Source organism: Acidovorax sp. LjRoot129, assembly GCF_964253765.1.
Classification (GTDB): domain Bacteria; phylum Pseudomonadota; class Gammaproteobacteria; order Burkholderiales; family Burkholderiaceae_C; genus Acidovorax.
In genome coordinates, this window is sequence record NZ_CAXUSE020000001.1 from 1,941,305 (window position 1) to 1,965,208 (window position 23,904).

Sequence of the window (23,904 nt, forward strand, 5' to 3'; positions counted from 1 at the left end):
TCCAGAAGGCGCCGTGCAAACGGCGCCAGCGCGCAGCGCTTGCGGGGTTTGTGGACACTCATATCGCGCAGCGATGTGATGTGGCCGCAAAATTCGGCGGTGCTCCACTCCGCGTGATTGAGTTAATTCAACTGATCCAGAAGGCGCCAGGCGCCGTGCAAACGGCGCCAGCGCGCAGCGCTTGCGGGGTTTGTGGCCACTCATATCGCGCAGCGATGTGATGTGGCCACAAAATCCGACCACAGCTCCACCGTGCGGATGAAAGTCCCGGCCAGCTCATCAATATCGGTCGCCGGCATGGCTTGTCCGCAACGCTGGGCTGGCCGCTGCAGGCCCAAATTCCTTCCGGTGTGCCGCGCCCTGTAGGACGTCACCTGAAATCGCCCGCACCACAGCATCAACTCCACTTGCATGCGTTACAACGGCGGCATCGCGTGAACGGCCTGCCCATCCTGGCAATGGCCGGCACCGCTGTCACCGGAGTTTTCACCATGAACTTTCGTTCTGTCGTCTTGTTTCTGACTGTGCTGGCAATTGCCGCGCTGGCAGCGCTCAACTGGCCTGCGCTGGCCACTCCCACTGCGATTTCCCTTGGGGTGATCACGTTTGAGGGCCCGCTGGGTTTGCTCATGCTCGGCCTGACAACCCTGTTGGCCATTTTCTTTGTAGCGTATGTCCTGTCGCTGCAAGGCTCAGTGCTTATGGAGACCCGCCGCCACACCAAGGAGCTTCACGCCCAGCGCGAACTCGCTGACAAAGCCGAGGCATCGCGTTTTACCGAGCTGCGGCATTTTCTGGAGATTCAGCAAGGCCAATCCCATACCGCCGTGTTGGCGCGCCTGGACACCCTAGAGCAACGTTTGGCTGCCCGCGTGGAAGAGTCAGACAACGCCACTGCCGCGTATGTGGGTCAACTGGAACATCAGCTGCGCACCCGCAACCAAGCTCAACAGGTGGTCACGCCGCTGGTGTGAGCAAAAGGGGTTTGTGAGCTACGCGCCATTGAGGTTGGGGCTACTCTGCCACGCATCCATTTTCGATAGATCAAAACAAAACAGCCGCATCACAAAGTGATGCGGCTGTTTTCCCAAGCGATTCCAGACGGTGTACTTGCATTCGCGTTTGCCGGTCGATCCGGCAAAAGTCACTTCTGCGTGAGCACCCAGGCAGCCAACTTCTTTGCGTCGGCGTCGTTAACCTGCGCGTTGGCCGGCATGGGCACGGGGCCCCACACGCCAGCACCGCCCTTGATGATCTTGGCCGCCAGCTTGTCCACGGCGTCTTTCTGCCCAGCGTATTTGGCTGCCACATCCTTGTAAGAAGGGCCCACCAGCTTCTTGTCCACCGCATGGCAGGCCATGCAGTTCTTGGCCGTTGCGAGTGCCTGGTCCGCCAGTGCGGGCGCGGCAATCGACAGTGTCATAGCCAGAGTGATCAGGGTACGCTTCATGGTGGGTTTTCCTGGGGTTGAGTTACAGTTCTTTTAATGAGATTGTAGTGACTGGGGTTGACACGCATTTGTCCTCAGTCAATCAAGGGTTGGACGCTATTTTCTGGAGATTGCGATGTACCTGCTGGGCCTTTCCCTCGTGCTGCTGGCGCTGAAGTATTTAGAGATCGGACCTGTCGCCACTTGGTCCTGGTGGTGGGTGATGGCACCCTTCGGCGCTACCGTCTTATGGTGGGCCTGGGCTGATTCCACCGGGTATACCAAGCGTAAAGCTATGGAAAAGATGGACAAGCGCAAACAGGACCGCATCGACAAGAACAAAGAAGCGCTGGGAATGCGCCCAAGAAAGCCGCGTTGAGTTTGATAGGTGAGCCGGGGTTCTGGCTCCGCGCCTTTGGTCATAAAACAAAACGCCCGTAGCTTCCGCTACGGGCGTTTTGTTTTTGTCTGTCGCATTGAGCCGGCCGCCTGCCGGCTCTTCAGCCATCAATACGCGTCCAGCACAGCCCCCTTGCTCGCGCTTGATGCGTTGAACGCAAACTTGGCTTGTACGCCGCGTGTGTACCTTGGCGCGGGAGCGGTCCAGCCTTCGCGGCGTTTGGCGATTTCGGCTTCGGACACATTGAGTTCCAGCTTGAGCTGAAGGGCGTCGATGGTGATGCTGTCGCCTTCATTGACGAAGGCAATGGTGCCGCCGGCGGCCGCTTCAGGCGCCACGTGGCCCACGACCATGCCCCAGGTGCCGCCCGAGAAGCGGCCGTCGGTAATCAGGCCCACACTCTCGCCCAGTCCGGCGCCGATCAGCGCGCCGGTGGGGGCCAACATTTCAGGCATGCCGGGGCCGCCCTTGGGGCCCAGGTAGCGCAGCACCATCACGTCGCCGGCGACGATCTTGCCGGCGAGGATGGCTTCCAGGGCCGATTGTTCGTCGTCGAACACGCGGGCAGGGCCGGTAATGACGGGGTTCTTCAGGCCCGTGATCTTCGCCACGGCGCCTTCGGGGCTCAGGTTGCCCTTCAGGATGGCCAGGTGGCCCTGGGCGTACATGGGCTTGTCGATGCCGCGGATCACGTCCTGGTCGGTGCGGGGTTGGTCAGGCACGTCCTTGAGCACCTCGGCAATCGTCTTGCCACTGATGGTGATGCAGTCGCCGTGCAGCAGGCCGGCGTTCAGCAGTACCTTCATCACTTGCGGGATCCCGCCTGCGCGGTGCAAATCGACCGCCAGGTATTTGCCGCTGGGTTTGAGGTCGCACAGCACCGGGGTCTTTTGGCGCACGCGCTCGAAGTCGTCGATGGTCCACTCCACGCCCGCCGCGTGCGCAATCGCCAGGAAGTGCAGCACCGCGTTGGTGGAGCCACCGGTGGCCATGATCACGGCCACGGCGTTCTCGATGGACTTCTTGGTCACGATGTCCCGCGGCTTCAGGTCCATCTTGATGGCCTCGATCAGCACCTTGGCCGATTCCTTGGCCGAGTTCATCTTCTCGTCGTGCGGGTTGGCCATGGTGGACGAATACGGCAGGCTGATGCCCAGCGCTTCGAACGCGCTCGACATGGTGTTGGCGGTGTACATGCCGCCGCACGAGCCGGTGCCGGGAATGGCGCGCTTTTCGATCTCTTTCAGGTCGAAGTCGCTGAGCTTGCCCGCGGCGTTTTCGCCCACGGCCTCGAACACGCTCACGATGTTCAGGTCCTGGCCCTTGTAGTGGCCTGGCAGGATGGTGCCGCCGTACACATAGATGGCGGGCACGTTGGCGCGCAGCATGCCCATCAGGCCGCCGGGCATGTTTTTGTCGCAGCCGCCGACCACTACCACGCCGTCCATCCACTGGCCGCCCACGCAGGTCTCGATGCAGTCGCTGATGACCTCGCGGCTGACCAGGCTGTACTTCATGCCTTCGGTGCCCATGGCCATACCGTCGGAGATGGTGGGCGTGCCGAACACCTGGGCGTTGCCACCGGCTTCCTCGATGCCTGCGATGGCCGCATCGGCCAGCTTCTGCAGGCCGCTATTGCAGGGGGTGATGGTGCTGTGGCCGTTGGCCACGCCGACCATGGGCTTGACGAAGTCGCCTTCCTCGTAGCCCATGGCGTAGTACATGGAGCGGTTGGGCGCGCGCGATTTGCCCTGCGTGATGTTGGCGCTGCGGCGGTTGATCGGCTGGATCGGGATCGTCTTGCTGTCTGCCATGGCGGTTTTCCTGGTGGGGAGTCGTTGTGGGGAGAGCGGGCACCGGTGCTGTGCCGGTGCCTCGGCTGTCGGGTTGCAAGTATGCGAGGTTTGCGTCCGCGTTTCCAATCCCTTTCGCCTGCTCCATTAATATGCAAAACATATCAATGAAGCACCCACGCCATGAAGGAAGCAATCATCGACGTTCGCGCCTGGCGCCAGTTCGTGGCCGTGGCCGAAGAGCTGCACTTTGGCCGGGCTGCGCTGCGCCTGCACATGACGCAGCCACCGCTTACCCAGGCGATTGCGCAGATGGAGCGGTCGCTGGGCGTGATGCTGTTTGATCGCACGCGCCGGCGCGTGGCGCTGACGCCGGCGGGCGAGGCGTTGTTGCCCGATGTGCGTGACTTTCTGGAGCGGGCCCTGGCTTTGCCCGCGCGGGCGCGTGCCGCCGCAGCAGGTGAGGTGGGGCGCATGCGGCTCGGCTTTGTCTCGACCATCGGCTTCGAGCGCTTGCCACAGTGGGTGCGCGACTTTCGCCTGCTGTGCCCGCAGGTTGCGCTGGAGCTTGTAGAAGCCACGGGCGATGTGCAGCGTGAACTCTTCTCACGCGGTGAGCTGGATGCCGGCCTGATGCTGCATTCGCCCGGGTTCGCCCCCCCTGAGCTGGCGCGCCTGGCCGTGGCCCAGGAGCCGCTGGTGCTGGCGCTGCCAGCGCATCATCCCTTGGCCTTGGCGCCACGCGTGGGTTTTGCCGATGTGCTGGCGGAGCCCCTGGTGATCTTTCCGCGCCGCATCGTTCCGTCGTTGCACGACGCGGTCTTTGCGCTGTACCACGCCGCGGGCCGCGTGCCCGTGGTCGCGCAAGAGGCCATCCAGATGCAGACCATCGTCAACCTGGTGTGGGGCGGCCTGGGCGTGGCCTGGGTGCCCGAGAGCGTGACCCAGTTCCGCCGTGAGGGCGTGGTCTACCGTGCGGCCGATGCCTTCGGACCTGCGCCTGATGCGGTGGGCAAGGCGCGGAGCAAGGCTGCTGCGAAATCGCCCGCCACGCCACCGCTGCCCCTGTGCGAGACCAGCCTGGTCTGGCCCGCTGCGCTCAACAACCCGGCGCTGGAGCGTTTTATCGCCTTCGTGCAGGAGCGCTCGGCGGTGGCCTGACTCAGCCCGGTGCGGCCGCCGCCCCGCGCCCGCGCACAAAAAGCAGGGCGGCCGCAACCGCCAGCAGCGGCAGGGCCACCGCATTGATGGCGGTCCATCCCACGCCGGTCAGCAGCGCCCCGGAGGCAAAGGACATCAACGCTGCCACCACACCGTTGGCCAGCTGCATCAGCGCCTGGGCCTGGCCGCGCTCTTCGGGCGCGTGGGATTCGGCCAGCAGCGTCGTGCCCGAAATCACCATCAGATTCCAGCCCGTGCCCAGCAGGACGGAACTGGCCAGGAATTCGGCGAACGAAATGCCCGACAACGCCACCACCGCGCTGGCCCCCAGGCATGCCGCACCGACAGCGGCCACGGGACGGCTACCAAACCGATCCACCAGCGTGCCCGAAAAGAGCGCCGGCAAAAACATGCCGATCACATGCCACTGGATCACCTGCGCCGCCGACGCCGCCGAGAAGCCGCAGACTTCCATCGCCAGCGGCGTGGCGTTCATCACCAGGATCATCAGGCCGTGGCCGATGGCCGTCATCACCACCGCAGCGCGCAGCCCGGGGCGGGCTAGCAGGGCGCGCATGGCCGCGATGCCACCGGCTGCAGGGCGCGGCGCCACGCCTTCGCGCAGCCGTGCCATCACCAGCCAGCCCAGCGCTGCCAACGCGGCGATGGCCAGATAGGCACCCGCCAAGGGCGTACCCATCGCGTTGCGCGACCACAGCGCCAAGGGCGGCGCGAACACCGCAGCGCACAAGCCGCCGGCCACCACGCAGGCGGCGGCGCGGCCTTTCTGCACGGGGTCCACCGCCTCCAGGGCCGCATAGGTGTAGTAGCCCGACGAGGCCTGGTACACGCCGATGGCCAGCGTGCCCGCGCAGAACACGGCAAAGCTGCCCGACTGCACGCCGACCATGCTGACCAGCCCACCCGCCACGCCAAACAGCGCCCCGGCTTGCAGTCCGGCGCGACGGCCTCGGCGCTGCATGAACAAGGACAGCGGCTGCACCGACAGCAGGTTGCCCAGCACCAGCAGCGCCAGTGGCAGCGTGGCCAATGCCGGCCAGGGTGCCAACCGTGCACCCACGATGGAAGTGAGCGTGATGCCGATGATGGAGCAGCCCCAGTACAGGGCTTGGCCAGCAAACAGCAGGCGAACAGAGGCATTGCGCAAGAGCAGCATGGGGGCTTTCGGTGGTGCGCCGGGCAGGCGCGCAAGGGGATACGAGAAGGCGTTGGAGCGGCCAAAAAAACTCAGCGAAGCGGTTCTGGCTAGGCGCTGCGTCGCAGGCAGTACCAGGGATACAACCAGGGCGCGGCAACGCCGCCGGAAGAGTTTTGTGAGCCGCTCCTAGTCCGGCAATACACCGGCGCCAAAGCGCTGCGCATAGGCCTGCGGACTCACGGCGCGGTGCTTATGGAAGCTGCGGCGCAGGTTTTCGGGATGCTCAAAACCGCACAGCCGCGCCACGGTGGAGACCGATGCCTGCGCCTGGGCGAGCAGGGTGGAAGCAGCTTCCACGCGCACCCGCTCCACATAGCGGCCGGGCGTAGTGCCGAGCTCGCGCTGGAACACGCGGGTGAGGGTGCGCGGGGGCATGCAGGCGCGGCCGGCCAGTGCGTCCAGCGACAGGTCGCCGCCAAGCTGCGACGGAATCCATTCGAGCAGCGCCGCCAGCCGCGGCGCATGCCGGGTTTCGGGCGCCAGCAGTGCGCTGAACTGGGCCTGCCCGCCGGGCCGGCGCATGAACATCACCAGCCGCCGCGCCACGGCCAGCGCCATGGGCCGGCCCAGGTCCGCCTCCACCAGCGCCAGAGCCAAATCGATGCCAGCCGTGACGCCCGCCGAAGTGAACAGGTGGCCGTACACCGCGCTCGCCGCGTCGTAGGTGTGCAAGCAGTCCTCGTCCACTTGCACGGCCGGGTGGTCCTGGCGCATCCGGTCCATGCGGCACCAATGCGTGGTGGCACGCAGGCCGTCGAGCAGGCCGGCCTGGGCCAGCAGCAGGGCGCCCGAGCAGACTGAGCCCAGGCGGCGCACCTGGGGCTCTGCACAGCGCAGCCAAGCCAGCAGGCCAGCGTTGTCGAGTTGCCCGAGGACGCCGTCGCCCCCCGCCACCAGCACCGTGTCGATGCGGGCCGGGTCCAGCGTGTCCCAGCCGCTATCGGCCACCAACGCAAAACCTGCGGAGGTGGTGACGGGGCCCGCGGTTTCCGCAATCAGATGCAGCGCATAGGCTGGGGGCAGGCCGTGCCCCGTGCGCTCGGCATTGGCCGAACCGAAAACCTGCATCGGGCCGACCGCGTCCAGGCTCATGAAGTCCGGGTAGATCAGGCAGGCAACGGTGCGTGGGGGGTGGTCCATGCCGCCAGTGTCAGTGCTTGCCACGTTGGCGGCAATGACAACCAGCCCACAGATCTGGCCACTGGCGTCTGGCAGGCCTACGGGCTCTGTGTGCGTCGGGCGAGATGCCTTCCCTGCTGCGGTTGACAGACCGATCAACTCAGGTGCGGTCGCATTCATCACAAGGCAGGCCGACGTCAGGCAGCAATCCGCACCCAGCTACCGGATTGGACGGACATTTGCATCACGGCCTGCGCAGCCGCTGCCCCCACACCCCGCGGGGCTGCAGCGCACGAAGTGCCATGCAGCGCGGGCACAATACCGCCCAAATGCTGACCTACCCCCACATCGACCCCGTCGCCCTGCAGATCGGGCCCCTTGCCATCCACTGGTATGGGCTGACCTACCTTGCGGCCTTTGGCCTGTTCATGCTGCTGGGCCTGCAGCGCCTCAAGCACCAGCCCTTTGCGTCCATCACCGGACCTGGGGCATGGTCGCGCAAAGACGTCGAGGACATTCTTTTCCTGGGCGTTGCGGGCGTGGTGGTGGGCGGCCGACTGGGGTATTGCCTGTTTTACAAGCCGGCCTACTACCTCAGCCATCCGCTGGAGATATTCGCGGTGTGGCAAGGCGGCATGGCTTTCCATGGCGGGCTCCTCGGTGTCATCGTGGCGATGATCTGGTTTGCGCATTCGCGCAAGCGGCCGTGGCTGCAGGTGGCCGACTTTGTGGCGCCCTGTGTCCCCACGGGCCTGGCGGCCGGTCGGGTGGGCAACTTCATCAACGGCGAACTCTGGGGCCGTTTTGCCAGCCCAGATTTGCCGTGGGGCATGGTGTTTGCGCACAGCGGCTCGATGCAGCCGCGCCATCCGTCGCAGGTCTACCAGTTCCTGCTCGAAGGCCTGCTGCTGTTTGTGCTGCTGTGGCTGTATGCCCGCAAGGAGCGCCGCCAGGGCCAGGTGGCCGCCGCCTTCTTGGTCGGCTACGGCAGCTTCCGTTTCATTGCCGAGTACTTCCGCGAGCCCGACGCGCACCTGGGCTTGCTTTCGCTGGGCATGAGCATGGGCCAATGGCTCTGCGTGCCCATGGTGGCCGCGGGTGTTGCGATGTGGGTGTGGGCACAACGGCGGCCGGTGGTGGCATTGAATTTGAAGTAAAAATGGCCTCTAGCGCTTGATGGGCAAGCGCGAGTAGCTATCAAAATAATAGTGTTGCCGCGCTGTGCAGCGTGCGAGGCTGAGAGCGCTCGCCAAGTTGCTGGCGCCATCTACCGGATTTGCTCGATCCGCTGGGCCTGAGAGGTGGCGTGCGGTGCGCCCCGGCGGTGGCCCACTGACCGGCGGTGCCGGCCGAACGGTTAGACCGTCGGCATAAACCGCCGCGCCGCCAACCAGTGCGCCAACGCAGACTACGCCAACGATTTCTTCATCTGCGCCAGATAGAAGCCCAGCACATAGTCCTCATGCGGGCGTATTCCGCATAGCCCTGCTTCACGTAGAACTCCCGCGCCTGCCACTCGAAGGTCTCGAGCTTGGCATGGCGCGCACCCAGCGCCTTGCCTTGCGCTTCGGCCCAGCACAGCAGATGGCGCCCCAGGCCTTGCCCTCGGCGGTCATCGGCCACCCACAGCAGATCGGTGTGCATAGGCCCCAGACTCACTGTGGCACCGCCGCCTCATTTCGCACGACTTGTCGCCGTCCATCCGGATTTCGGGTTTTCGCGCTTGTAATTTTCCATAATTATGAGAAATTACGTTCAACACAGAGGAAGCGGTCGGTTTGTGAACCGTTTGAGCCTGATGGCAGCAAAAACGCGTTCGTGAATGTTGCCGAAGCCTCTGAAACCCTGGAAAAGCCCCTGCACCATGCGCCCGGTTCCCAACTCACTGCACGACGAAGCTGCCTCGCGGCTGCGGGAGCAGATTTTTGCCGGGGCCCTTGCACCCGGCAGCTTCCTCGACGAAGCCGCGCTGTGCGAGCGCCTGGAGATCTCGCGCACTCCGCTGCGCGAGGCGCTCAAGGTGCTGGTGGCAGAAGGACTCTTGCGCCACGAGCCACGCCGCGGCTGTTTTGTGGCCGAAATCACCGAGCGCGATCTGGACGACCTCTTCCCCGTGATCGCGCTGCTGGAAGGCCGGGCCGCGCACGAAGCCACCCGCCGGGCGGGCAGCGCCGACGTGGCGGCGCTGGAAGTGCTGCATGAGCGCCTGCAGCTGTGCGCTGCCGAAGGCCGCATCACCGACTACTACGAGGCCAACTACGCGATCCACGAGGCCTTCATCACGCTCGCCGACAACCGCTGGCTGGCCCAGGTGATTGGCGATCTGCGCAAGATCCTGCGGCTGGCGCGGCTGCAGACCCTGCACGCACCAGGGCGGATGCAGCAGAGCCTGGCGGAACACCTCGCAGTGTTTGCCGCGCTGAAAGCGCACGACTGCGACGCCGCGGAAGAAGCCATGCGCAACCATCTTTTGCGCCAGCGCGATGCGCTGCGCGACGTAGCCCGCAACCAGCAATCGAGGCTGACACCATGATGAACACCACCCCCGAATGGATTGCGCGCAGCGTCTCGCGCCTGCGCACTGCCGCCCCGGCGGCAGACAAGGCCACCGACAAGGCCGTCGACAAGCCCGTCGACAAGCCCGCCAAGGCTGCGGGCCTCGACAAGACCGTGACCGACGTGGTCGCCAAGGCCGTGCCGCCGCGCTCCACCAACGAGCGGCTGCAGGCCACGCTGCGGCGCGGGCAAGAGACGCTGTCGCCGCGCGCGCTGCGCCGCTTGCTGGCCGATTTGCAGGAAGTGGTGGCCCCGCAGGTGAGCGAGATCGAAGGCGGGCGCCGCGCGCAGGCCGTGGCCGAGTGGTACGCCAAGGCCGAGCCCGAAGAGCGCCGCGACATGTGGCTGTTGATGTGCGAGCAGTTCGCGCCCGACGCGACGCGCTTCAAGTCGGCCCGCCAGCGCTACGAGGCTGCCGCTGGCACGGCCGAGGAAGGCCAGGCCGAGATCAGCCTGCGCCGCGCCATGGTCACGCCCCGCACCCGGCTGCTGCAGCGCTTTGCGGTCTTCCCCGAAGGCATGCGCTTTTTGGTGGACATGCGGGCTGAGCTGCTGCCGCTGCTCAAGGCCGACAAGCGCCTGCTGGCGCTTGATGCCGAGCTCGAGCATCTGTTCTCGACCTGGTTCGACGTCGCTTTCTTGCAGCTGCGCCGCCTGTCGTGGGACTCACCCGCCTCGCTGCTCGAAAAGCTCATCAAGTACGAGGCGGTGCACGACATCCGCAGCTGGGCGGACCTCAAGAACCGGCTGGACAGCGACCGCCGCTGCTACGGCTTCTTCCACCCGCGCCTGCCCGACGAGCCGCTGATCTTTGTGGAGGTGGCGCTGCTCGACAAGATCTCGTCCAGCATCACGCCGCTGCTGGATGAAGCCGCGGCACCGGCCGATATCTCGCGCGCCACCACGGCCATTTTTTATTCCATCAGCAACACCCAGACGGGTCTGCGCGGCGTGAGTTTTGGCGACTCGCTCATCAAGCACGTGGTGGAGACGCTCAACGCCGAGTTTCCGCGCCTGCGCACCTTTGCCACGCTGTCGCCCATCCCGGGGTTTCGCAGCTGGCTGGGCAAACACGCTGCCGCCATGCTGGAGCGCCTGGACGACAAGCGCCGCAGTGAGCTGGGCCGCGCGGTGGGGTTTGAGCCGCCACAGCCCACACATCTGCTGGCCGCCATCGACAAGGCACTGGAGCTCGACGCCAAGTCGCCCGTGCGCCAGATGCTGCTGGAATGCGCCGCGTACTACCTGGCCCGCGAGATGCAGGAAGGCAAGCCCGTGGACCCGGTCGCGCGTTTTCACCTGGGCAACGGCGCGCGGGTGGAGCGCCTGAACTGGGCGGGTGATCCGTCGACCAAGGGCGTCAAGCAGTCGTATGGGTTGATGGTCAATTACCTCTACGACCTCAAGCGCATCGACAAGCACCGCAGCCTGCTGGCGCAGGGCAAGGTGCCGGTGTCGGGCGAGGTGGAGGGGCTGATTTCCTGACCCGCACCCGTGGGAGAAGGCAGTGACAGCGACGCAGTGACAGCGCAACAGTGCTCCACAGAGAGCACGCCGAAAGGGCCGCCCGCCAGGGACAGCCGGTTCATCACAACAGGAGACAACACATGCGGCAGACTTTGCACAGGCGCGCGTTGCGCGGCTGGACCCACGGGGTGCTGGGAGTTTCATTGGTGCTGGCGGCAAGCAGCGCCCACGCCCGCGTCACGCGGATCGTGGTGGACGAGCGGCTGCCCCTGCCCGCAGCGCACTCGGGCGGCGAGGCGTCCGAGCAGATTGCCGGTCTCGCTTTTGGCGAGCTCGACCCGCAAGCCCCGGCCAACGCGATCATCCAGGACATCGGCCTGGCCAAGGACGACGATGGCAAGGTGCGCTATGTCGCTACTTTTGTGCTCACCAAGCCGGTCGACATGGGCCAGGCCAGCGGCCTCCTGTGGCACGAGGTGCCCAACCGCGGCAATGCGCGCCCCAACGTGGTGGCCGAGCGCGCAGCGGGCGACGTGGACCTGACCAGCGCATGGCAGGGCGACAACGCCGGCGCCACGGCCGTGCGGGAGGCTGCAGCGGTCAGCCAGCCGCACTGGCTCAAGCTGCCTGTGGCCCGCAATGCCGATGGCTCGCAGATCACGGGCGATGTGTTCGGCCGCATCGTCAACCGCAGCGGGCCGGGCTCGCAGCCTTTGATCGTGCAGACCAATCCTGTCCCCTACAAACCGCGGAGCTTGGGTACCTCAGAGGCGCGTCTGGTGATGCGCACGGCCGAGTCGACCCGGGGCGAGGTGGTGGGCGAGTCCGTGATCGCCTCGGCCGACTGGGCCTGGGCGCGCTGCGATGCGGCGAAGCCATTTCCGGGCACGCCGGACCCGACGCAGATCTGCCTGAAAAACGGGTTTGACGCGTCCAAGCTCTATCAGGTGGTGTTCAAAGCCGCCGACCCCTATGTGCTGGGCATTGGCTTTGCGGCCTGGCGCGATGTAGGGCAGTTCTTCAAGTCCGCCGTGGCCGATGATGCTGGCACGCCCAATCCACTCGCGGGCCGGATCACGCACACCATTGGCCGGGGCGTGTCGCAATCCGGTAATTTTCTGCGGGGCTGGCTGCACCTGGGCTTCAACCGGGACGAGGCCGGCAAGCAGGTGCACGACGGGCTCTGGCCCATCATTGCGGGCCGCCGCATTGCACTGAACTTCCGCTGGGCCCAGCCCGACGGTGTGCTGGAGCTTTACCAGGCCGGCAGCGAGGGCCCGCAATGGTGGCTGCCCCACGCCGACCCCGTGCGCGACGGCGCCAACGCCAAGGCCCTCGGCATTCTGGACCGCTGCACCGCCACCAGCACCTGCCCCAAGATCATCGAACACTTCGGCTCGGCCGAGGTGTGGGCGCTCAAGCTGACGCCCGAGTGGATCGGCACCGACGCCAAGGCCGACCTGCCCCTGCCACCCCACGTGCGCCGCTACTACATCGCCAGCTCCCACCACGGGGGCGGGGCAGGGGGTTTTGACACCAGCCTTGCCGGCGTGGGCTTGCCCACGGTGGGCGCCACGTGCCCGGGCAACAACTACGGCACGGGCCTGCTGCCCGCCAACCCGGTGCCCCACACCGAAACCGTCAACGCCTTGCGCGAGCATTTCCGCCAGTGGGTGATGCGGGGCACGGTGCCGCCACCGAGCCGCTGGCCCACGCTGGCGCCGCAGCCCGGGCAGGCGCGCGGCACGCTGGTGCCGGCGCACAAAGAGGCCCTGGGTTTCCCCACCTTGCCGCAGCTTCGGCCCACGGTGCCCGAGCCCGACTTCATCATGCCGGTGATCGACTACGACTGGGGCCCTGCGTTCAAGGCCGCCGACGGCGCGGGCGTGGCGTCCAACGCGCCGCCGCCCATCCGCCAGGTGCTGCCCATGTACGCGCCGCGCGTTGATGCCGACGGCAATGAACTCGGCGGGGTGCCCGTGGTGCTGCTGGAGGCCCCGCTGGGCACGTACCTGGGCTGGAACATCACCGCCGGGGGCGCGCGGCCTTTTCACCAAGGGCAGATCTGCAACTATGTGGGTGGCATGATTCCATTCGCCCGCACCGCGCAGGAGCGGCAGGCCCTGGGTGACCCGCGCCTGTCCCTGGAGGAGCGCTACGGCAACCACGCGGGCTACGTGGCCGCCGTGCGCAAGGCGGTGGCCAAGGCCGCGTCCGAAGGCTTTCTGCTGCCGGCGGACGGCGCCCGGCTGATCCAGGCCGCCGAGGCCAGCAAGGTGCTGCGCTGAGCCTCAGCGCTGCGCCATGCCTGGGCTGTCATTTGCATCTGACAACATTGAACATTTACACCAACGGAGACAAAAAACCATGAAATCTGCGACCCGACGAGACGTGCTACGTGCTGCTGTAGCCGGCGCCACCATGTATTCCACCGCTGGCTATGCCCAGTCGTCCTGGCCTGCCAAGCCGGTCAACCTGGTGGTGCCCTTCCCCGCTGGCGGTGGCACCGATGCGTTTGCGCGGCCGCTGGCAGCGCAGTTTGCCAAGGCCACCGGCAAGACGCTGGTGATCGACAACCGCGGCGGCGCGGGCGGCACCGTGGGGGCGAGCTTTGCGGCCAAGGGCGCACCCGACGGCTACACCCTGTTCATGGGCGCCGTGCACCACGCGATTGCGCCGTCGATGTACCCCAAGCTCGACTACGACATCGAGAAAGACTTTGTCCCGCTGTTCCTCCTGGCCAACGTGCCCCAGGTGGTGGTGGTCAACCCCAAGAACGTCCCGGTGAACAACTTCCAGCAGTTCATGGACTACGTCAAGCGCAACCCCGCCAAGCTCAACTACGGATCTGCCGGCGCGGGCACCTCGCACCACCTGGCGGGCGAGCTGTTCAAGCAGCAGACCAACACCTTCATCACGCACATCCCCTACCGCGGCGCGGGCCCTGCGCTGCAGGACCTGATCGGCGGGCAGGTGGACATGATGTTCGACGGCCTGGGCTCATCCGCAGCCCACATCAAGGGTGGCCGCGTGAAGGCGCTGATGGTCTCGGGCACCAAGCGCAACGCGGCCTTCCCGGATGTGCCTTGCGCTGCCGAAGTGGGCCTGCCCGACTACACCGTGACCACCTGGTACGGCCTGTGGGCCCCCAAGGGTACGCCGGCCGATCTGCAGGCGCGCATCGTCGAAGAAGTGCGCAAGCTGGGCACGGCCGACGAGCTCAAGACCATCTGGGCCAACAACGGTGCCGAGTACGGCGGCTTGTCGCAGCAGCAGTTTGCGGCCATGGTGAGCAGCGAGGTCAAGCGCTGGTCGGCGGTGGTGAAGGCTTCTGGCGCCAAGCTAGATTGACCCCCTGTGGCGCTGCGCGCCTCGGTGGCAGTGCCAGAGGCACAGCCTCTTCGGCCTGTCCAAGCCTGCGCAGGCAGGCTTGGAGCCGCAGGCCTCAGCCCCTGAAGGGGGACGCCACCCGTGGCCCGGCAAAGCCGGTTCCACGGTGGCACTGGCGATGGCGCTGCGCCGGTTTTGCAGGGCGATGTTTGTACAGAGTGATGGATGGGCACTATGTCGGGTGAAGTGATCGTGGATGCAGCGGAGCGTGGCGTGGTGCACGTCACGCTGCGGCATGCTGGGCGCTTGAATGCAATGTCGCGCGCGATGTGGCGGCAGTTGCGGGAGGTGTTCCTGGGCATCCAGCAGCAAGCCGAGCGCGGCGATGACGGCGTGCGCTGCGTGCTCATTGCGGGGGAGGGCGGGGCGTTCTGCGCCGGGGGGGATATCTCTGAATACCCCGACTTCCGCTTTGACCCTGCCGCCTTGCGCGACTTTCACGAGAACGATGTCTGGGGCGGGCTCGCCGCCATGCTGGCTTGCGATGTGCCCATCGTGGCGCGCATCGATGGCGCGTGCATGGGGGCCGGGGTGGAGATCGCCAGCTGCTGCGACATCCGCATCGCCGGCAGCAGTGCGCGGTTTGGCGCGCCGATTGCCAAGCTTGGTTTTCCGATGGCGCCGCGCGAGGCACAGCTGGTGGCCGGCGCGGTGGGCGACGTGACCGCGCGGCAGATGCTGCTGGAGGCCGCCACGTTCACCGCGCCCGAGATGCTGGCGCGTGGCTTTCTGAGCCGCGTGGTGCCCGACGACCTGGCCGCCGCCGAAGCGCAGGGCAGTGTGCAGCGCATCGCCACCTTGGCACCCCGCGCCGCGCGCATGAACAAACAGACGTTTCGGGCCTTAAGAATGCCTCTAGCGCTGGATGGAAAAGCGCTTTCAGCTATCGAAAACATAGTAAACGGCACGCCCGACCCGTACGCCTATGCCAACAGCGCCGAGCACCGTGAAGGCATCACCGCCTTCATCGAAAAGCGCGCGCCCGCGTTCTGAGCGCCGCACGATGGCCTGCCGCCCACGATCACAGCCACTACTTCGCCGACCGAATACCCGATCGATACCCACCAGCCTACTGCCATGAGCCAACACAACCTCTTCAGCGCGCTGCGCGCCGCCTTCCCCACCGATTTGTCCAGCGCCGCCGTGGAGACCACGGCGCCGGACGGCACCGAGCTGGTCTACAGCTGGGACGACCTGGAGCGCGCCAGCGCCCGCATCGCCAACCTGCTCGCATCGCTCAAGCTGCCCGAAGGCAGCCGGGTGGCGGTGCAGGTCGAGAAATCGGTCGAGGCCATGCTGCTGTACCTGGCCACGCTGCGCGCGGGCTATGTGTTCTTGCCGCTCAACACCGCCTACCAGAGCGCCGAGATCGAATACTTCATCGGCAACGCCGAGCCGGCCGTGGTGGTCTGCACGCCCGGCAACTTCGGCTGGGTGAGCAAGATCGCGTTCACCCAGGGCACGGGCCATGTGTTCACACTGGGCGACGACCGCACCGGCAGCCTGCTGGAGCGCGCGGCGCACCACAGCGACGTGCACACGCCGGTGAACAAATCGGCCGACGACCTGGCCGCCATCCTGTACACCAGCGGCACCACGGGCCGCAGCAAGGGCGCGATGCTCACGCACGGCAATTTGCTGTCCAACGCGCAGGTGCTCAAGGACTACTGGGGATGGAAGGCTGGTGACGTGCTCATCCACGCGCTGCCCATCTTTCACGTGCACGGCCTGTTCGTGGCCATCCACGGCGCGCTCATCAACGGCAGCAAGATGAGCTGGTTTTCCAAGTTCGACCCCAAGGCGGTGCTGGCCGCCATGCGCCGCGCCACCGTCTTCATGGGCGTTCCCACGCTGTACGTGCGCCTGCTGGCCGAGCCGGGCCTGACCAAGGAAGCCGCCAAGAACATGCGCCTGTTCGTCGCGGGCTCTGCCCCGCTGCTCATCGAGACTTTCAACGAATGGCAACAGCGCACCGGCCACACCATCCTGGAGCGCTACGGCATGAGCGAGACCATCATGCTGACCAGCAACCCCTACGCGGCCGATGCGCGCCACGGCGGCCAGGCGGATCGCCGCGGCGCCACCGTGGGCTTTGCGCTGCCCGGCGTGGGCCTGCGCGTGGTGGACGATGCCAACCAGCCGCTGCCCGTGGGCGAGATCGGCGCCATCCAGGTCCAGGGCCCCAACGTGTTCAAGGGCTACTGGCGCATGCCCGAGAAGACGGCGGAAGAGTTCACTGCCGATGAACAAGGCGGCAAGTGGTTCAAGACCGGCGACGTGGGCAAGGTGGACGAGCGCGGCTACATCAGCATCGTCGGCCGCAGCAAGGACCTCATCATCAGCGGCGGCTACAACGTCTACCCCGCCGAGATCGAGGGCTACATCAACGACATGCCCGGCGTGGCCGAGAGCGCCCTGGTCGGCGTGCCCCACCCGGACTTCGGCGAGGTGGGCGTGGCGGTGGTGATTGCCAAGCCCGGCGCCCAGCTCGACGGCGACGCCATCGTGGCGCAGCTCAAATCCAAGCTGGCCAACTTCAAGATCCCCAAGCGCTGCTTTGTGGCCGCCGAACTGCCGCGCAACACCATGGGCAAGGTGCAGAAAAACCTGCTGCGCGATCAGCACAAAGGGCTGTTTGCCTGATTTGCTACTGTTTTTATAGCTACTAGCGCTTATGGAATAAGCGCTGGAGGCCAATAAGGCTTGACTTTTGGGCTGGTGAGGCGCTGCGGAGCACTCGCGACTGCAGCCCACGGCTGCTGCCGTGCGCGCCCCTGGCCGGCTTTGCGCCGCACCTGAGGACCGTGATAGCGGATGTGGTCTGCCGACGGCACCCGCGCAACAGGCAGATCTTGCCGGTGAGCCCAGCGTGCCGGGCGGGTGCCGGCCTACCTCAACACCAGCACCGGGATGTGCGAGTGCGTCAGCACATGCTGCGTCTCGCTGCCCAGCAGCAGGCGCTGGATGCCCTTGCGGCCGTGCGAGGCCATCACGATGAGGTCGCACTTGTGCTTCTTGGCGGCCGAGATCACGGCCTCGGCCACCAAGTCGGACTTGGCGACCACGGCCTTCACCGTCACGCCCAGCGCGCTGCCCTCGGCCTTGACGCCGTCGACCATGGCCTGCGCGCCGTCGGACCACTGCTGTTCGATGCGCTTGGCGTCGTTCCGGTCGACCGACACACCGCCCTCGAAATAGCTGCGCGGGTACCGCGGCACGACCTTCAGGGCCACCACCGTGGCGCCCGAAAGCGATGCGAGCGCAAGGCCGTGGTCCACCGCCTTTTTCGACAGGGCGGAACCGTCGGTAGCGATCAGGATGCGTGTGTACATGGTGAGCTCCTCAACGTGATGGCACCAGCGTAAGGCGAATCATCTGCCGCGGCTTGATCCAGGTCAATGTGGGTGCGTGACCCCGGCGATAGCCTTGAACCATGTCCATGTTTCGCCCCGTTGCGCTGGCTGATCCCGCTGCGCCCCAGCCCGGCGCCGCCCCGGCCACGGCGCCGTCCGCGCCCACGTTGCTGCTGGACGATCCGCACGAGTGGTCGGCGTTTGGCCGGCCCTGCACCCCTGCAGGCGATGTGCCCGCTGACCCCGCGGGCTGCGCTTGGGAGTCGCAGGTGGTGCTCGAGGGCATGCACTGCGCGGCGTGCGCGCTCACCATCGAAGACGCGCTGCGCGCTGTGCCCGGCGTGCAGCAAGCCGACGTGAGTGCGGCCACGCGCAGGGCGCGCGTGGTGTGGCACCCCGGGCAGGTGCGGCCCTCAACGTGGATGCAGGCTGTGCAACGCGCCGGCTACAACGCGCTGCCCGCCATGGACGCCTTTGCGCGCGACCAGCGCCAGCGCGAGAGCCGCCGCGCCCTGTGGCGCTGGCTGGTCGCAGGCTTTTGCATGATGCAGGTGATGATGTACGCGTGGCCCGCGTACGTGGCCCAGCCGGGCGACCTCACGGCCGAGATGGAGCAGCTGCTGCGCTGGGCTTCGTGGGTCATCACGCTGCCCATGGTGGTGTTCTCGTGCGGGCCGTTTTTTGCCAGCGCCCTGCGCGATGTGCGCCTGCGCCGCGTGAGCATGGACCTGCCCGTGGCGCTGGGCATGGCCATCACCTTTGCCGTGAGCACGGCGGGCACGTTCGATCCCTCGGGCCTTTTTGGGCGCGAGGTGTTCTATGACTCGCTCACCATGTTCGTGTTCTTTTTGCTCACCGGGCGCTGGCTGGAGCTGCGCCTGCGCGACCGCACCGCTGGTGCGCTGGAGGCCGTGATGAACCGCCTGCCCGACAGCGTGGAGCGGCGCGGGGAAGACGGCAGTTTCACCCGGGTGGCCACGCGCCGCCTGGTGCTGGGCGACACCATTCGTGTGCTGCCGGGCGAGGCGTTCCCGGCCGATGGCCGCATCACGCGGGGCAACACGCAGGCCGACGAGGCGTTGCTCACCGGCGAATCCACGCCGGTCGTGCGTCCGCTGGGCAGCACCGTCACCGCTGGCAGCTACAACCTGCAGTCGCCGGTCGAGATGGTTGTTGAGGGCATTGGCGCCCAGACGCGTTTTGCACAGATCGTGGCGCTGATGGAAAGCGCATCGCTGCAGAAGCCGCGCCTTGCGCAGCTGGCCGACCGGATCGCCCGGCCGTTTCTGGTGGCCGTGCTGCTGGCAGCCGTGGCGGCTGCCGTTTGGTGGTGGCCGTCAGACCCGGGCCATGCGCTGATGGTGGGCGTGGCCGTACTCATCGTCACCTGCCCGTGCGCGCTTTCGCTGGCCACGCCGGTGGCCATGCTGACTGCTGCGGGCACGCTGGCGCGCCATGGCGTGCTGGTGCGCAACCTGCAGGGGCTGGAGGCCTTGGCAGGTGTGGACACCATCGTGTTCGACAAGACCGGCACGCTCACACGCGACGGCATGGCGCTGCGCGCGATGCAGGCGGCGGGCGATCTCACGGTCAATGAGTCATTGGCGCTGGCGGCTGCGCTGGCGCGGCAGTCAATGCACCCCGCCTCGCGCGCGCTGGTGGCTGCAGCGGCCGGCATTGCGGGTGCGGCGCCACAGTGTGTTGCACACAACGTGCAGGAAGAGGCCGGCTTGGGTCTGGTCGGCACGGTGATGTCGGCCAACGCAGGCCGCGAGCGCCGGTTGCGCCTGGGCTCAGCACAACATGCGGGCGTGGCGGTGCAGGAGGGCGGCGACGTGCTTCAGGTGGTGCTGTCCGAAGAAGCCGCAGACGGTGCCGTGCGCGAGCTGGCGCGCTTCGACCTGGTCGAGGACCTGCGCGCCGAGGCCGCCCCTGTCGTCAAGGCGCTGGAGCAAGAGGGCGTGGCCGTCCAGCTGTTGTCGGGCGACCGTGCCCGCGCCGTACAGCGTGTGGCCGCACAGGCAGGCATCGCGCTGGCGCAAAGCGAATGCACGCCCCAAGGCAAGCTCGCGGCCCTGCATGCGCTGCAGGCCCGGGGACGCCGTGTGGCCATGGTGGGCGATGGCTTGAACGACGGCCCGGTGCTGGCCGGCGCCCATGTGTCCTTCGCCTTCGGCCGCGCGGTGCCGCTTGCGCAATCGCGCGCTGACTTTGTGGTGCTGGGCGACAGCCTGGCACTGGTGCCGCAAACCGTGCTGCTGGCGCGCCGCACGCTGCGCGTGGTGCGGCAGAACCTGTGGTGGGCGGCGGGCTACAACGCACTGTGTGTGCCCCTGGCCGTGGGCGGCTTCATGCCTGCCTGGCTGGCGGGGCTGGGCATGGCGCTGAGCTCGCTGCTGGTGGTGCTTAACGCATCACGGCTGGCGCGCGATTTGCCGCCCCTGGCGGAGGTGGGGCAAGACCTGCCGCTGCCGCCGAACCAGCAGCCTGCTCCCTCGACACACACCCGACTGGAAACTGCCTGATGGACATCCTGTACCTGCTGATTCCGTTGTCTGTGGTGCTGGTGCTCATGGTGCTGGCGGGCCTGTGGTGGGCGGTGCACCACGGCCAGTTCGAAAGCGTCGAACAAGAAGGCGAGCGGATTCTCCGAAACGATTGACTTGCGTCAATGTGCACCGGGGCCGGTTGCAAGAAACTCAGATTGCAAACAAAGAGGTGCCCGATGGATTCTCCAAAAACAATGGCTGCGCATTACAACGACACCGTCGTGCGGCAGTTCTCGATCATGGCCGTGGTCTGGGGGGTGGTTGGCATGCTGGTGGGCGTCATCATTGCCGCCCAGCTGGCCTGGCCTGAACTCAACTTCGGCATTCCGTGGCTCAGCTACGGGCGCCTGCGCCCGCTGCACACCAACGCGGTGATCTTCGCGTTCGGCGGCTGTGCCCTGTTTGCCACCAGCTATTACGTGGTGCAGCGCACAAGCCAGGTGCGGTTGTTTGCGGCCCCGCTGGCGGCTTTCACTTTCTGGGGCTGGCAACTGGTCATCGTGGCTGCGGCCATCAGCCTGCCACTGGGCTATACGTCCGGCAAGGAATACGCCGAACTCGAGTGGCCCATCGACATACTGATCACGCTGGTGTGGGTGTCCTACGCCATCGTGTTCTTCGGCACCATCGGCGTGCGCAAGGTCAAGCACATCTACGTGGCCAACTGGTTCTTCGGCGCGTTCATCCTGGCCGTGGCATTGCTGCACGTGGTCAACAGCGCAGCGATTCCTGTGAGCTTCATGAAGAGCTACTCGGCCTACGCTGGCGTGCAGGACGCGATGGTGCAGTGGTGGTACGGCCACAACGCCGTGGGCTTCTTCTTGACCGCGGGCTTCCTGGGGATGATGTATTACTTCATCCCCAAGCAGGCTGGCCGCCCGGTGTACAGCTACCGCCTGTCCATCGTCCACTTCTGGGCACTCATCTTTACCTACATGTGGGCGGGGCCCCACCACCTGCACTACACCGCGCTGCCAGACTGGACGCAATCGGTGGGCATGGTGTTCTCGCTGATCCTGCTGGCTCCCAGCTGGGGCGGGATGATCAACGGCGTGATGACGCTGTCGGGCGCCTGGCACAAGCTGCGTGAAGACCCCATCCTGCGCTTCCTGATCGTGTCGCTGTCGTTCTACGGCATGGCCACGTTCGAAGGTCCGATGATGTCCATCAAGACCGTCAACGCCCTGAGCCACTACACCGACTGGACCGTGGGCCACGTACACGCTGGCGCTCTGGGCTGGGTGGGGCTGATCTCGATGGGCTCGCTGTACTACCTGGTGCCGCGCCTGTTCGGCCGCGACAAGATGCACTCCATCCCGGCGATCGAGCTGCACTTCTGGCTCGCCACCATCGGCATCGTTCTGTACATCGCCGCGATGTGGATCGCCGGTGTGATGCAGGGCCTGATGTGGCGCGCCATCAACCCCGATGGCACGCTCACCTACACCTTTGTCGAGAGCGTGAAGGCGACCTATCCCTTCTACGTGGTCCGCGCCGCTGGGGGGCTGCTGTACCTGGCCGGCATGCTGATCATGGCCTGGAACGTGTGGGTCACCGCCATCTCGGGCCGCTCGGTCAAGGTCGCCATTCCGGCCGTGAACGTTGCCCACGCCTGAGCCGAAGGATTCCATCATGTCCAACAACAACACGCCTTCGTCCACTGGCTTCTCCCACGAGAAGATCGAGACCAACAACTTTTTGATGATCGTGCTGATCCTGCTGGTGATCGCCATTGGCGGCCTGGTGGAGATCGTGCCCTTGTTCTTTCAGAAGTCCACCACCGAGGCCGTCAAGGGTGTGGAGCCCTACACCGCCACGCAACTGGTCGGGCGCGACATCTACCTGCGGGAGGGTTGCTACAACTGCCACTCGCAGATGATCCGCCCGTTTCGCGCCGAGACGCTGCGCTACGGCCACTACTCGGTGGCAGGCGAGTTCGTGTACGACCACCCATTCCAGTGGGGCAGCAAGCGCACCGGCCCCGACCTGCACCGCGTGGGCGGCAAGTACAGCGACGAGTGGCACCGCATCCACCTGAACAACCCGCGCGACGTGGTGCCCGAGTCGAACATGCCTGCCTACCCCTGGCTTGAAAAGACCGTGGTCGAGCCGGCCAGCGTGGCGCCGCGCATGAAGGCCCTGCGCACGATGGGCGTGCCCTATACCGACGAGCAGATCCAGGCCGCGGCTGAAGAGGTCAAGGGAAAAACCGAGATGGACGCCCTGGTGGCCTATCTGCAGGTCATGGGCCGCGCGCTCAAGTAAGCAACACAAACCCGAGGAGATCCGCAATGGACATCACCACCATGCGCATCGTCGCCACGCTGGCCTCGATGGCCTGCTTCATCGGCATCTGGGTCTGGGCCTATCGCGGCCGCAACCAGGCCCGGTTTGAAGAGGCAGCGCAGCTGCCCTTTGAACAAGACTGACCTTCACCAGAACGAGAACACCCCATGAGCGACTTCACCAGCAATTTCTGGTCGGTCTTTGTGACCACGCTGACTTTGGTCGGCATCATCGCCTGCGGCATCTTGCTGTGGATGGCCGGCCGCAAGAAGGTGGCGGCCACCGCCGACAACACCACCGGCCACGTCTGGGACGAAGACCTGGTGGAGATGAACAACCCCCTCCCGCGCTGGTGGGTGTGGCTGTTTGTCATCACCATCGTGTTCGGCCTGGCGTACCTGGCAGCCTACCCGGGCCTGGGCAGCTTCAACGGCCAGCTGAACTGGACACAAAAGGGCGAGTACGAGGCCGAGATGGCCAAGGCCAAGGCTGAGCTGGAACCCCTGTACGCGCGTTTTGCCTCGATGAAGCCCGAGGACGTGGCCAAGGACCCGCAAGCGCAGGCCATCGGCGAGCGCCTGTTCATGAACAACTGCGCGCAGTGCCACGGCTCGGACGCGCGCGGCAGCAAGGGCTTTCCGAACCTTGCAGACGCCGACTGGCTGCACGGTGGTACGCCCGACAAGATCCGCGAAACCATCGAGAAGGGCCGCGTGGGCAACATGCCCCCCATGGCTGCAGCTGTGGGCACGCCGGATGATGTGCGCAATGTGTCGCACTACGTGCTGAGTCTGTCGGGCAGCCCGCACGACTCGCTGCGCGCTTCGCTGGGCAAGTCCAAGTTCGGCGCGTGTGCGGCCTGCCATGGTGTGGACGGCAAGGGCAACCAGGCGCTGGGCGCCCCCAATCTCACAGACGACATCTGGCTGCACGGCTGGGGCGAAGCGGCCATCGCCACCATGATCAACCAGGGCAAGGTCAACCAGATGCCGGCGCAGGCAGACAAGCTGACGGAAGCGCAGGTTGGTGTGCTGTCGGCCTACGTTTGGGGCCTGTCTGGCAAGCAGGTGGCTGCACGCTAGCGCAAGGACTGCGCTCTTTCGGACGGTGCGAAGGCCTGCCCCAAGAGCTCCGTCATCCGCTTCGTCTCCTGACTTCCCACCATCCCGCGTTTAGCAGCCT

22 protein-coding genes are annotated in these 23,904 nt (G+C 66.1%); 16 read left to right on the plus strand and 6 right to left on the minus strand.

Features of this window, described 5'->3' with window-relative positions; all coding sequences use genetic code 11:
- Positions 1-491 precede the first annotated feature (491 nt).
- Positions 492-974: a LapA family protein gene (locus ACSQ3Q_RS08895; RefSeq protein ID WP_436136970.1), complete on the plus strand. Its 483-nt coding sequence runs from the start codon at positions 492-494 to the stop codon at positions 972-974.
- A gap of 170 nt (positions 975-1,144) precedes the next feature.
- On the opposite strand, the gene ACSQ3Q_RS08900 is transcribed toward ACSQ3Q_RS08895, so the two are convergent.
- Entirely contained in the window at positions 1,145-1,450 is a 306-nt protein-coding gene (locus ACSQ3Q_RS08900) for a c-type cytochrome (protein WP_436134032.1), read from the minus strand.
- Positions 1,451-1,565: 115 nt separating this feature from the next.
- Here ACSQ3Q_RS08900 and ACSQ3Q_RS08905 point away from each other — a divergent pair, with 115 nt between their 5' ends.
- Positions 1,566-1,808: a TIGR04438 family Trp-rich protein gene (locus tag ACSQ3Q_RS08905; protein ID WP_436134033.1), complete on the plus strand. Its 243-nt coding sequence runs from the start codon at positions 1,566-1,568 to the stop codon at positions 1,806-1,808.
- A gap of 128 nt (positions 1,809-1,936) precedes the next feature.
- Here ACSQ3Q_RS08905 and ilvD read toward each other — a convergent pair whose 3' ends face one another.
- Positions 1,937-3,643 carry a dihydroxy-acid dehydratase gene (gene ilvD / locus ACSQ3Q_RS08910; protein WP_436134034.1) on the minus strand — a complete coding sequence of 569 codons (1,707 nt, stop codon included), beginning with the start codon at positions 3,641-3,643 and terminating at the stop codon, positions 1,937-1,939.
- A gap of 162 nt (positions 3,644-3,805) precedes the next feature.
- Here ilvD and ACSQ3Q_RS08915 point away from each other — a divergent pair, with 162 nt between their 5' ends.
- Positions 3,806-4,783, plus strand: a complete 978-nt coding sequence (locus ACSQ3Q_RS08915; protein WP_436134035.1) for a LysR family transcriptional regulator — start codon at positions 3,806-3,808, stop codon at positions 4,781-4,783.
- Between the two features lies 1 nt (position 4,784).
- Here ACSQ3Q_RS08915 and ACSQ3Q_RS08920 read toward each other — a convergent pair whose 3' ends face one another.
- Together ACSQ3Q_RS08920 and ACSQ3Q_RS08925 are read right to left on the minus strand one after the other, a co-directional pair.
- A complete protein-coding gene (locus ACSQ3Q_RS08920) occupies positions 4,785-5,960 on the minus strand; it encodes an MFS transporter (RefSeq protein ID WP_436134036.1) in 1,176 nt (391 codons plus the stop codon).
- Positions 5,961-6,128: 168 nt separating this feature from the next.
- Complete coding sequence (locus ACSQ3Q_RS08925; RefSeq protein WP_436134037.1) at positions 6,129-7,142, minus strand: GlxA family transcriptional regulator; 1,014 nt, start codon at positions 7,140-7,142, stop codon at positions 6,129-6,131.
- Positions 7,143-7,450: 308 nt separating this feature from the next.
- Here ACSQ3Q_RS08925 and lgt point away from each other — a divergent pair, with 308 nt between their 5' ends.
- A complete protein-coding gene (gene lgt, locus ACSQ3Q_RS08930; RefSeq protein ID WP_436134038.1) occupies positions 7,451-8,278 on the plus strand; it encodes a prolipoprotein diacylglyceryl transferase in 828 nt (275 codons plus the stop codon).
- Between the two features lie 268 nt (positions 8,279-8,546).
- Here the strand turns inward: lgt and ACSQ3Q_RS08935 are convergent, their stop codons facing one another.
- The gene (locus ACSQ3Q_RS08935) at positions 8,547-8,765 is read right to left on the minus strand and encodes a GNAT family N-acetyltransferase (RefSeq protein WP_436134039.1); all 219 of its coding nucleotides are present in this window, start codon (positions 8,763-8,765) and stop codon (positions 8,547-8,549) included.
- Positions 8,766-8,985: 220 nt separating this feature from the next.
- Between ACSQ3Q_RS08935 and ACSQ3Q_RS08940 the strand changes: the two genes are divergently transcribed.
- The 6 genes from ACSQ3Q_RS08940 to ACSQ3Q_RS08965 all read left to right on the plus strand — a co-directional run bounded on the left by ACSQ3Q_RS08940 (position 8,986) and on the right by ACSQ3Q_RS08965 (position 17,177).
- Entirely contained in the window at positions 8,986-9,654 is a 669-nt protein-coding gene (locus tag ACSQ3Q_RS08940) for a GntR family transcriptional regulator (RefSeq protein ID WP_436134040.1), read from the plus strand.
- A complete protein-coding gene (locus ACSQ3Q_RS08945) occupies positions 9,654-11,162 on the plus strand; it encodes a malonyl-CoA decarboxylase (protein ID WP_436134041.1) in 1,509 nt (502 codons plus the stop codon). The genes ACSQ3Q_RS08940 and ACSQ3Q_RS08945 overlap by 1 nt, the downstream gene beginning before the upstream one ends.
- Positions 11,163-11,284: 122 nt before the next feature.
- Positions 11,285-13,432: an alpha/beta hydrolase domain-containing protein gene (locus ACSQ3Q_RS08950; protein ID WP_436134042.1), complete on the plus strand. Its 2,148-nt coding sequence runs from the start codon at positions 11,285-11,287 to the stop codon at positions 13,430-13,432.
- Between the two features lie 79 nt (positions 13,433-13,511).
- A complete protein-coding gene (locus tag ACSQ3Q_RS08955; protein WP_436134043.1) occupies positions 13,512-14,495 on the plus strand; it encodes a Bug family tripartite tricarboxylate transporter substrate binding protein in 984 nt (327 codons plus the stop codon).
- A 213-nt stretch (positions 14,496-14,708) separates the two neighbouring features.
- A complete protein-coding gene (locus tag ACSQ3Q_RS08960) occupies positions 14,709-15,527 on the plus strand; it encodes an enoyl-CoA hydratase/isomerase family protein (protein WP_436134044.1) in 819 nt (272 codons plus the stop codon).
- Between the two features lie 84 nt (positions 15,528-15,611).
- Positions 15,612-17,177: a malonate--CoA ligase gene (locus tag ACSQ3Q_RS08965; protein WP_436134045.1), complete on the plus strand. Its 1,566-nt coding sequence runs from the start codon at positions 15,612-15,614 to the stop codon at positions 17,175-17,177.
- 245 nt (positions 17,178-17,422) lie between these two features.
- On the opposite strand, the gene ACSQ3Q_RS08970 is transcribed toward ACSQ3Q_RS08965, so the two are convergent.
- Complete coding sequence (locus ACSQ3Q_RS08970) at positions 17,423-17,866, minus strand: universal stress protein (RefSeq protein WP_436134046.1); 444 nt, start codon at positions 17,864-17,866, stop codon at positions 17,423-17,425.
- A gap of 101 nt (positions 17,867-17,967) precedes the next feature.
- On the opposite strand from ACSQ3Q_RS08970, the gene ACSQ3Q_RS08975 reads away from it, so the two are divergent.
- The 6 genes from ACSQ3Q_RS08975 (at position 17,968) to ccoP (ending at position 23,804) form a co-directional block, all read left to right on the plus strand.
- On the plus strand, positions 17,968-20,412 hold the full coding sequence (locus tag ACSQ3Q_RS08975) for a heavy metal translocating P-type ATPase (RefSeq protein ID WP_436134047.1): 2,445 nt from the start codon (positions 17,968-17,970) through the stop codon (positions 20,410-20,412).
- Entirely contained in the window at positions 20,412-20,549 is a 138-nt protein-coding gene (gene ccoS / locus ACSQ3Q_RS08980) for a cbb3-type cytochrome oxidase assembly protein CcoS (protein ID WP_436134048.1), read from the plus strand. Before ACSQ3Q_RS08975 ends, ccoS begins: the two co-directional genes overlap by 1 nt.
- A gap of 63 nt (positions 20,550-20,612) precedes the next feature.
- Entirely contained in the window at positions 20,613-22,052 is a 1,440-nt protein-coding gene (gene ccoN / locus ACSQ3Q_RS08985) for a cytochrome-c oxidase, cbb3-type subunit I (RefSeq protein WP_436134049.1), read from the plus strand.
- A gap of 16 nt (positions 22,053-22,068) precedes the next feature.
- Positions 22,069-22,701 carry a cytochrome-c oxidase, cbb3-type subunit II gene (gene ccoO / locus ACSQ3Q_RS08990; protein WP_436134050.1) on the plus strand — a complete coding sequence of 211 codons (633 nt, stop codon included), beginning with the start codon at positions 22,069-22,071 and terminating at the stop codon, positions 22,699-22,701.
- Between the two features lie 26 nt (positions 22,702-22,727).
- Positions 22,728-22,865 (plus strand): cbb3-type cytochrome oxidase subunit 3, encoded by a 138-nt coding sequence (locus ACSQ3Q_RS08995; RefSeq protein ID WP_436134051.1) that lies wholly within the window; start codon positions 22,728-22,730, stop codon positions 22,863-22,865.
- Positions 22,866-22,889: 24 nt separating this feature from the next.
- Positions 22,890-23,804 carry a cytochrome-c oxidase, cbb3-type subunit III gene (ccoP, locus tag ACSQ3Q_RS09000; protein WP_436134052.1) on the plus strand — a complete coding sequence of 305 codons (915 nt, stop codon included), beginning with the start codon at positions 22,890-22,892 and terminating at the stop codon, positions 23,802-23,804.
- Positions 23,805-23,904 lie beyond the last annotated feature (100 nt).

Excerpts from the sequence above, each read along its gene's own strand:
- ACSQ3Q_RS08895 (WP_436136970.1), top strand. The coding sequence starts at position 492 with ATGAACTTTCGTTCTGTCGTCTTGTTTCTGACTGTGCTGGCAATTGCC.
- ACSQ3Q_RS08900 (WP_436134032.1), bottom strand. The coding sequence starts at position 1,450 with ATGAAGCGTACCCTGATCACTCTGGCTATGACACTGTCGATTGCCGCG.
- ACSQ3Q_RS08905 (WP_436134033.1), top strand. The coding sequence starts at position 1,566 with ATGTACCTGCTGGGCCTTTCCCTCGTGCTGCTGGCGCTGAAGTATTTA.
- ilvD (WP_436134034.1), bottom strand. The coding sequence starts at position 3,643 with ATGGCAGACAGCAAGACGATCCCGATCCAGCCGATCAACCGCCGCAGC.
- ACSQ3Q_RS08915 (WP_436134035.1), top strand. The coding sequence starts at position 3,806 with ATGAAGGAAGCAATCATCGACGTTCGCGCCTGGCGCCAGTTCGTGGCC.
- ACSQ3Q_RS08920 (WP_436134036.1), bottom strand. The coding sequence starts at position 5,960 with ATGCTGCTCTTGCGCAATGCCTCTGTTCGCCTGCTGTTTGCTGGCCAA.
- ACSQ3Q_RS08925 (WP_436134037.1), bottom strand. The coding sequence starts at position 7,142 with ATGGACCACCCCCCACGCACCGTTGCCTGCCTGATCTACCCGGACTTC.
- lgt (WP_436134038.1), top strand. The coding sequence starts at position 7,451 with ATGCTGACCTACCCCCACATCGACCCCGTCGCCCTGCAGATCGGGCCC.
- ACSQ3Q_RS08935 (WP_436134039.1), bottom strand. The coding sequence starts at position 8,765 with ATGCACACCGATCTGCTGTGGGTGGCCGATGACCGCCGAGGGCAAGGC.
- ACSQ3Q_RS08940 (WP_436134040.1), top strand. The coding sequence starts at position 8,986 with ATGCGCCCGGTTCCCAACTCACTGCACGACGAAGCTGCCTCGCGGCTG.
- ACSQ3Q_RS08945 (WP_436134041.1), top strand. The coding sequence starts at position 9,654 with ATGAACACCACCCCCGAATGGATTGCGCGCAGCGTCTCGCGCCTGCGC.
- ACSQ3Q_RS08950 (WP_436134042.1), top strand. The coding sequence starts at position 11,285 with ATGCGGCAGACTTTGCACAGGCGCGCGTTGCGCGGCTGGACCCACGGG.
- ACSQ3Q_RS08955 (WP_436134043.1), top strand. The coding sequence starts at position 13,512 with ATGAAATCTGCGACCCGACGAGACGTGCTACGTGCTGCTGTAGCCGGC.
- ACSQ3Q_RS08960 (WP_436134044.1), top strand. The coding sequence starts at position 14,709 with ATGTCGGGTGAAGTGATCGTGGATGCAGCGGAGCGTGGCGTGGTGCAC.
- ACSQ3Q_RS08965 (WP_436134045.1), top strand. The coding sequence starts at position 15,612 with ATGAGCCAACACAACCTCTTCAGCGCGCTGCGCGCCGCCTTCCCCACC.
- ACSQ3Q_RS08970 (WP_436134046.1), bottom strand. The coding sequence starts at position 17,866 with ATGTACACACGCATCCTGATCGCTACCGACGGTTCCGCCCTGTCGAAA.
- ACSQ3Q_RS08975 (WP_436134047.1), top strand. The coding sequence starts at position 17,968 with ATGTCCATGTTTCGCCCCGTTGCGCTGGCTGATCCCGCTGCGCCCCAG.
- ccoS (WP_436134048.1), top strand. The coding sequence starts at position 20,412 with ATGGACATCCTGTACCTGCTGATTCCGTTGTCTGTGGTGCTGGTGCTC.
- ccoN (WP_436134049.1), top strand. The coding sequence starts at position 20,613 with ATGGATTCTCCAAAAACAATGGCTGCGCATTACAACGACACCGTCGTG.
- ccoO (WP_436134050.1), top strand. The coding sequence starts at position 22,069 with ATGTCCAACAACAACACGCCTTCGTCCACTGGCTTCTCCCACGAGAAG.
- ACSQ3Q_RS08995 (WP_436134051.1), top strand. The coding sequence starts at position 22,728 with ATGGACATCACCACCATGCGCATCGTCGCCACGCTGGCCTCGATGGCC.
- ccoP (WP_436134052.1), top strand. The coding sequence starts at position 22,890 with ATGAGCGACTTCACCAGCAATTTCTGGTCGGTCTTTGTGACCACGCTG.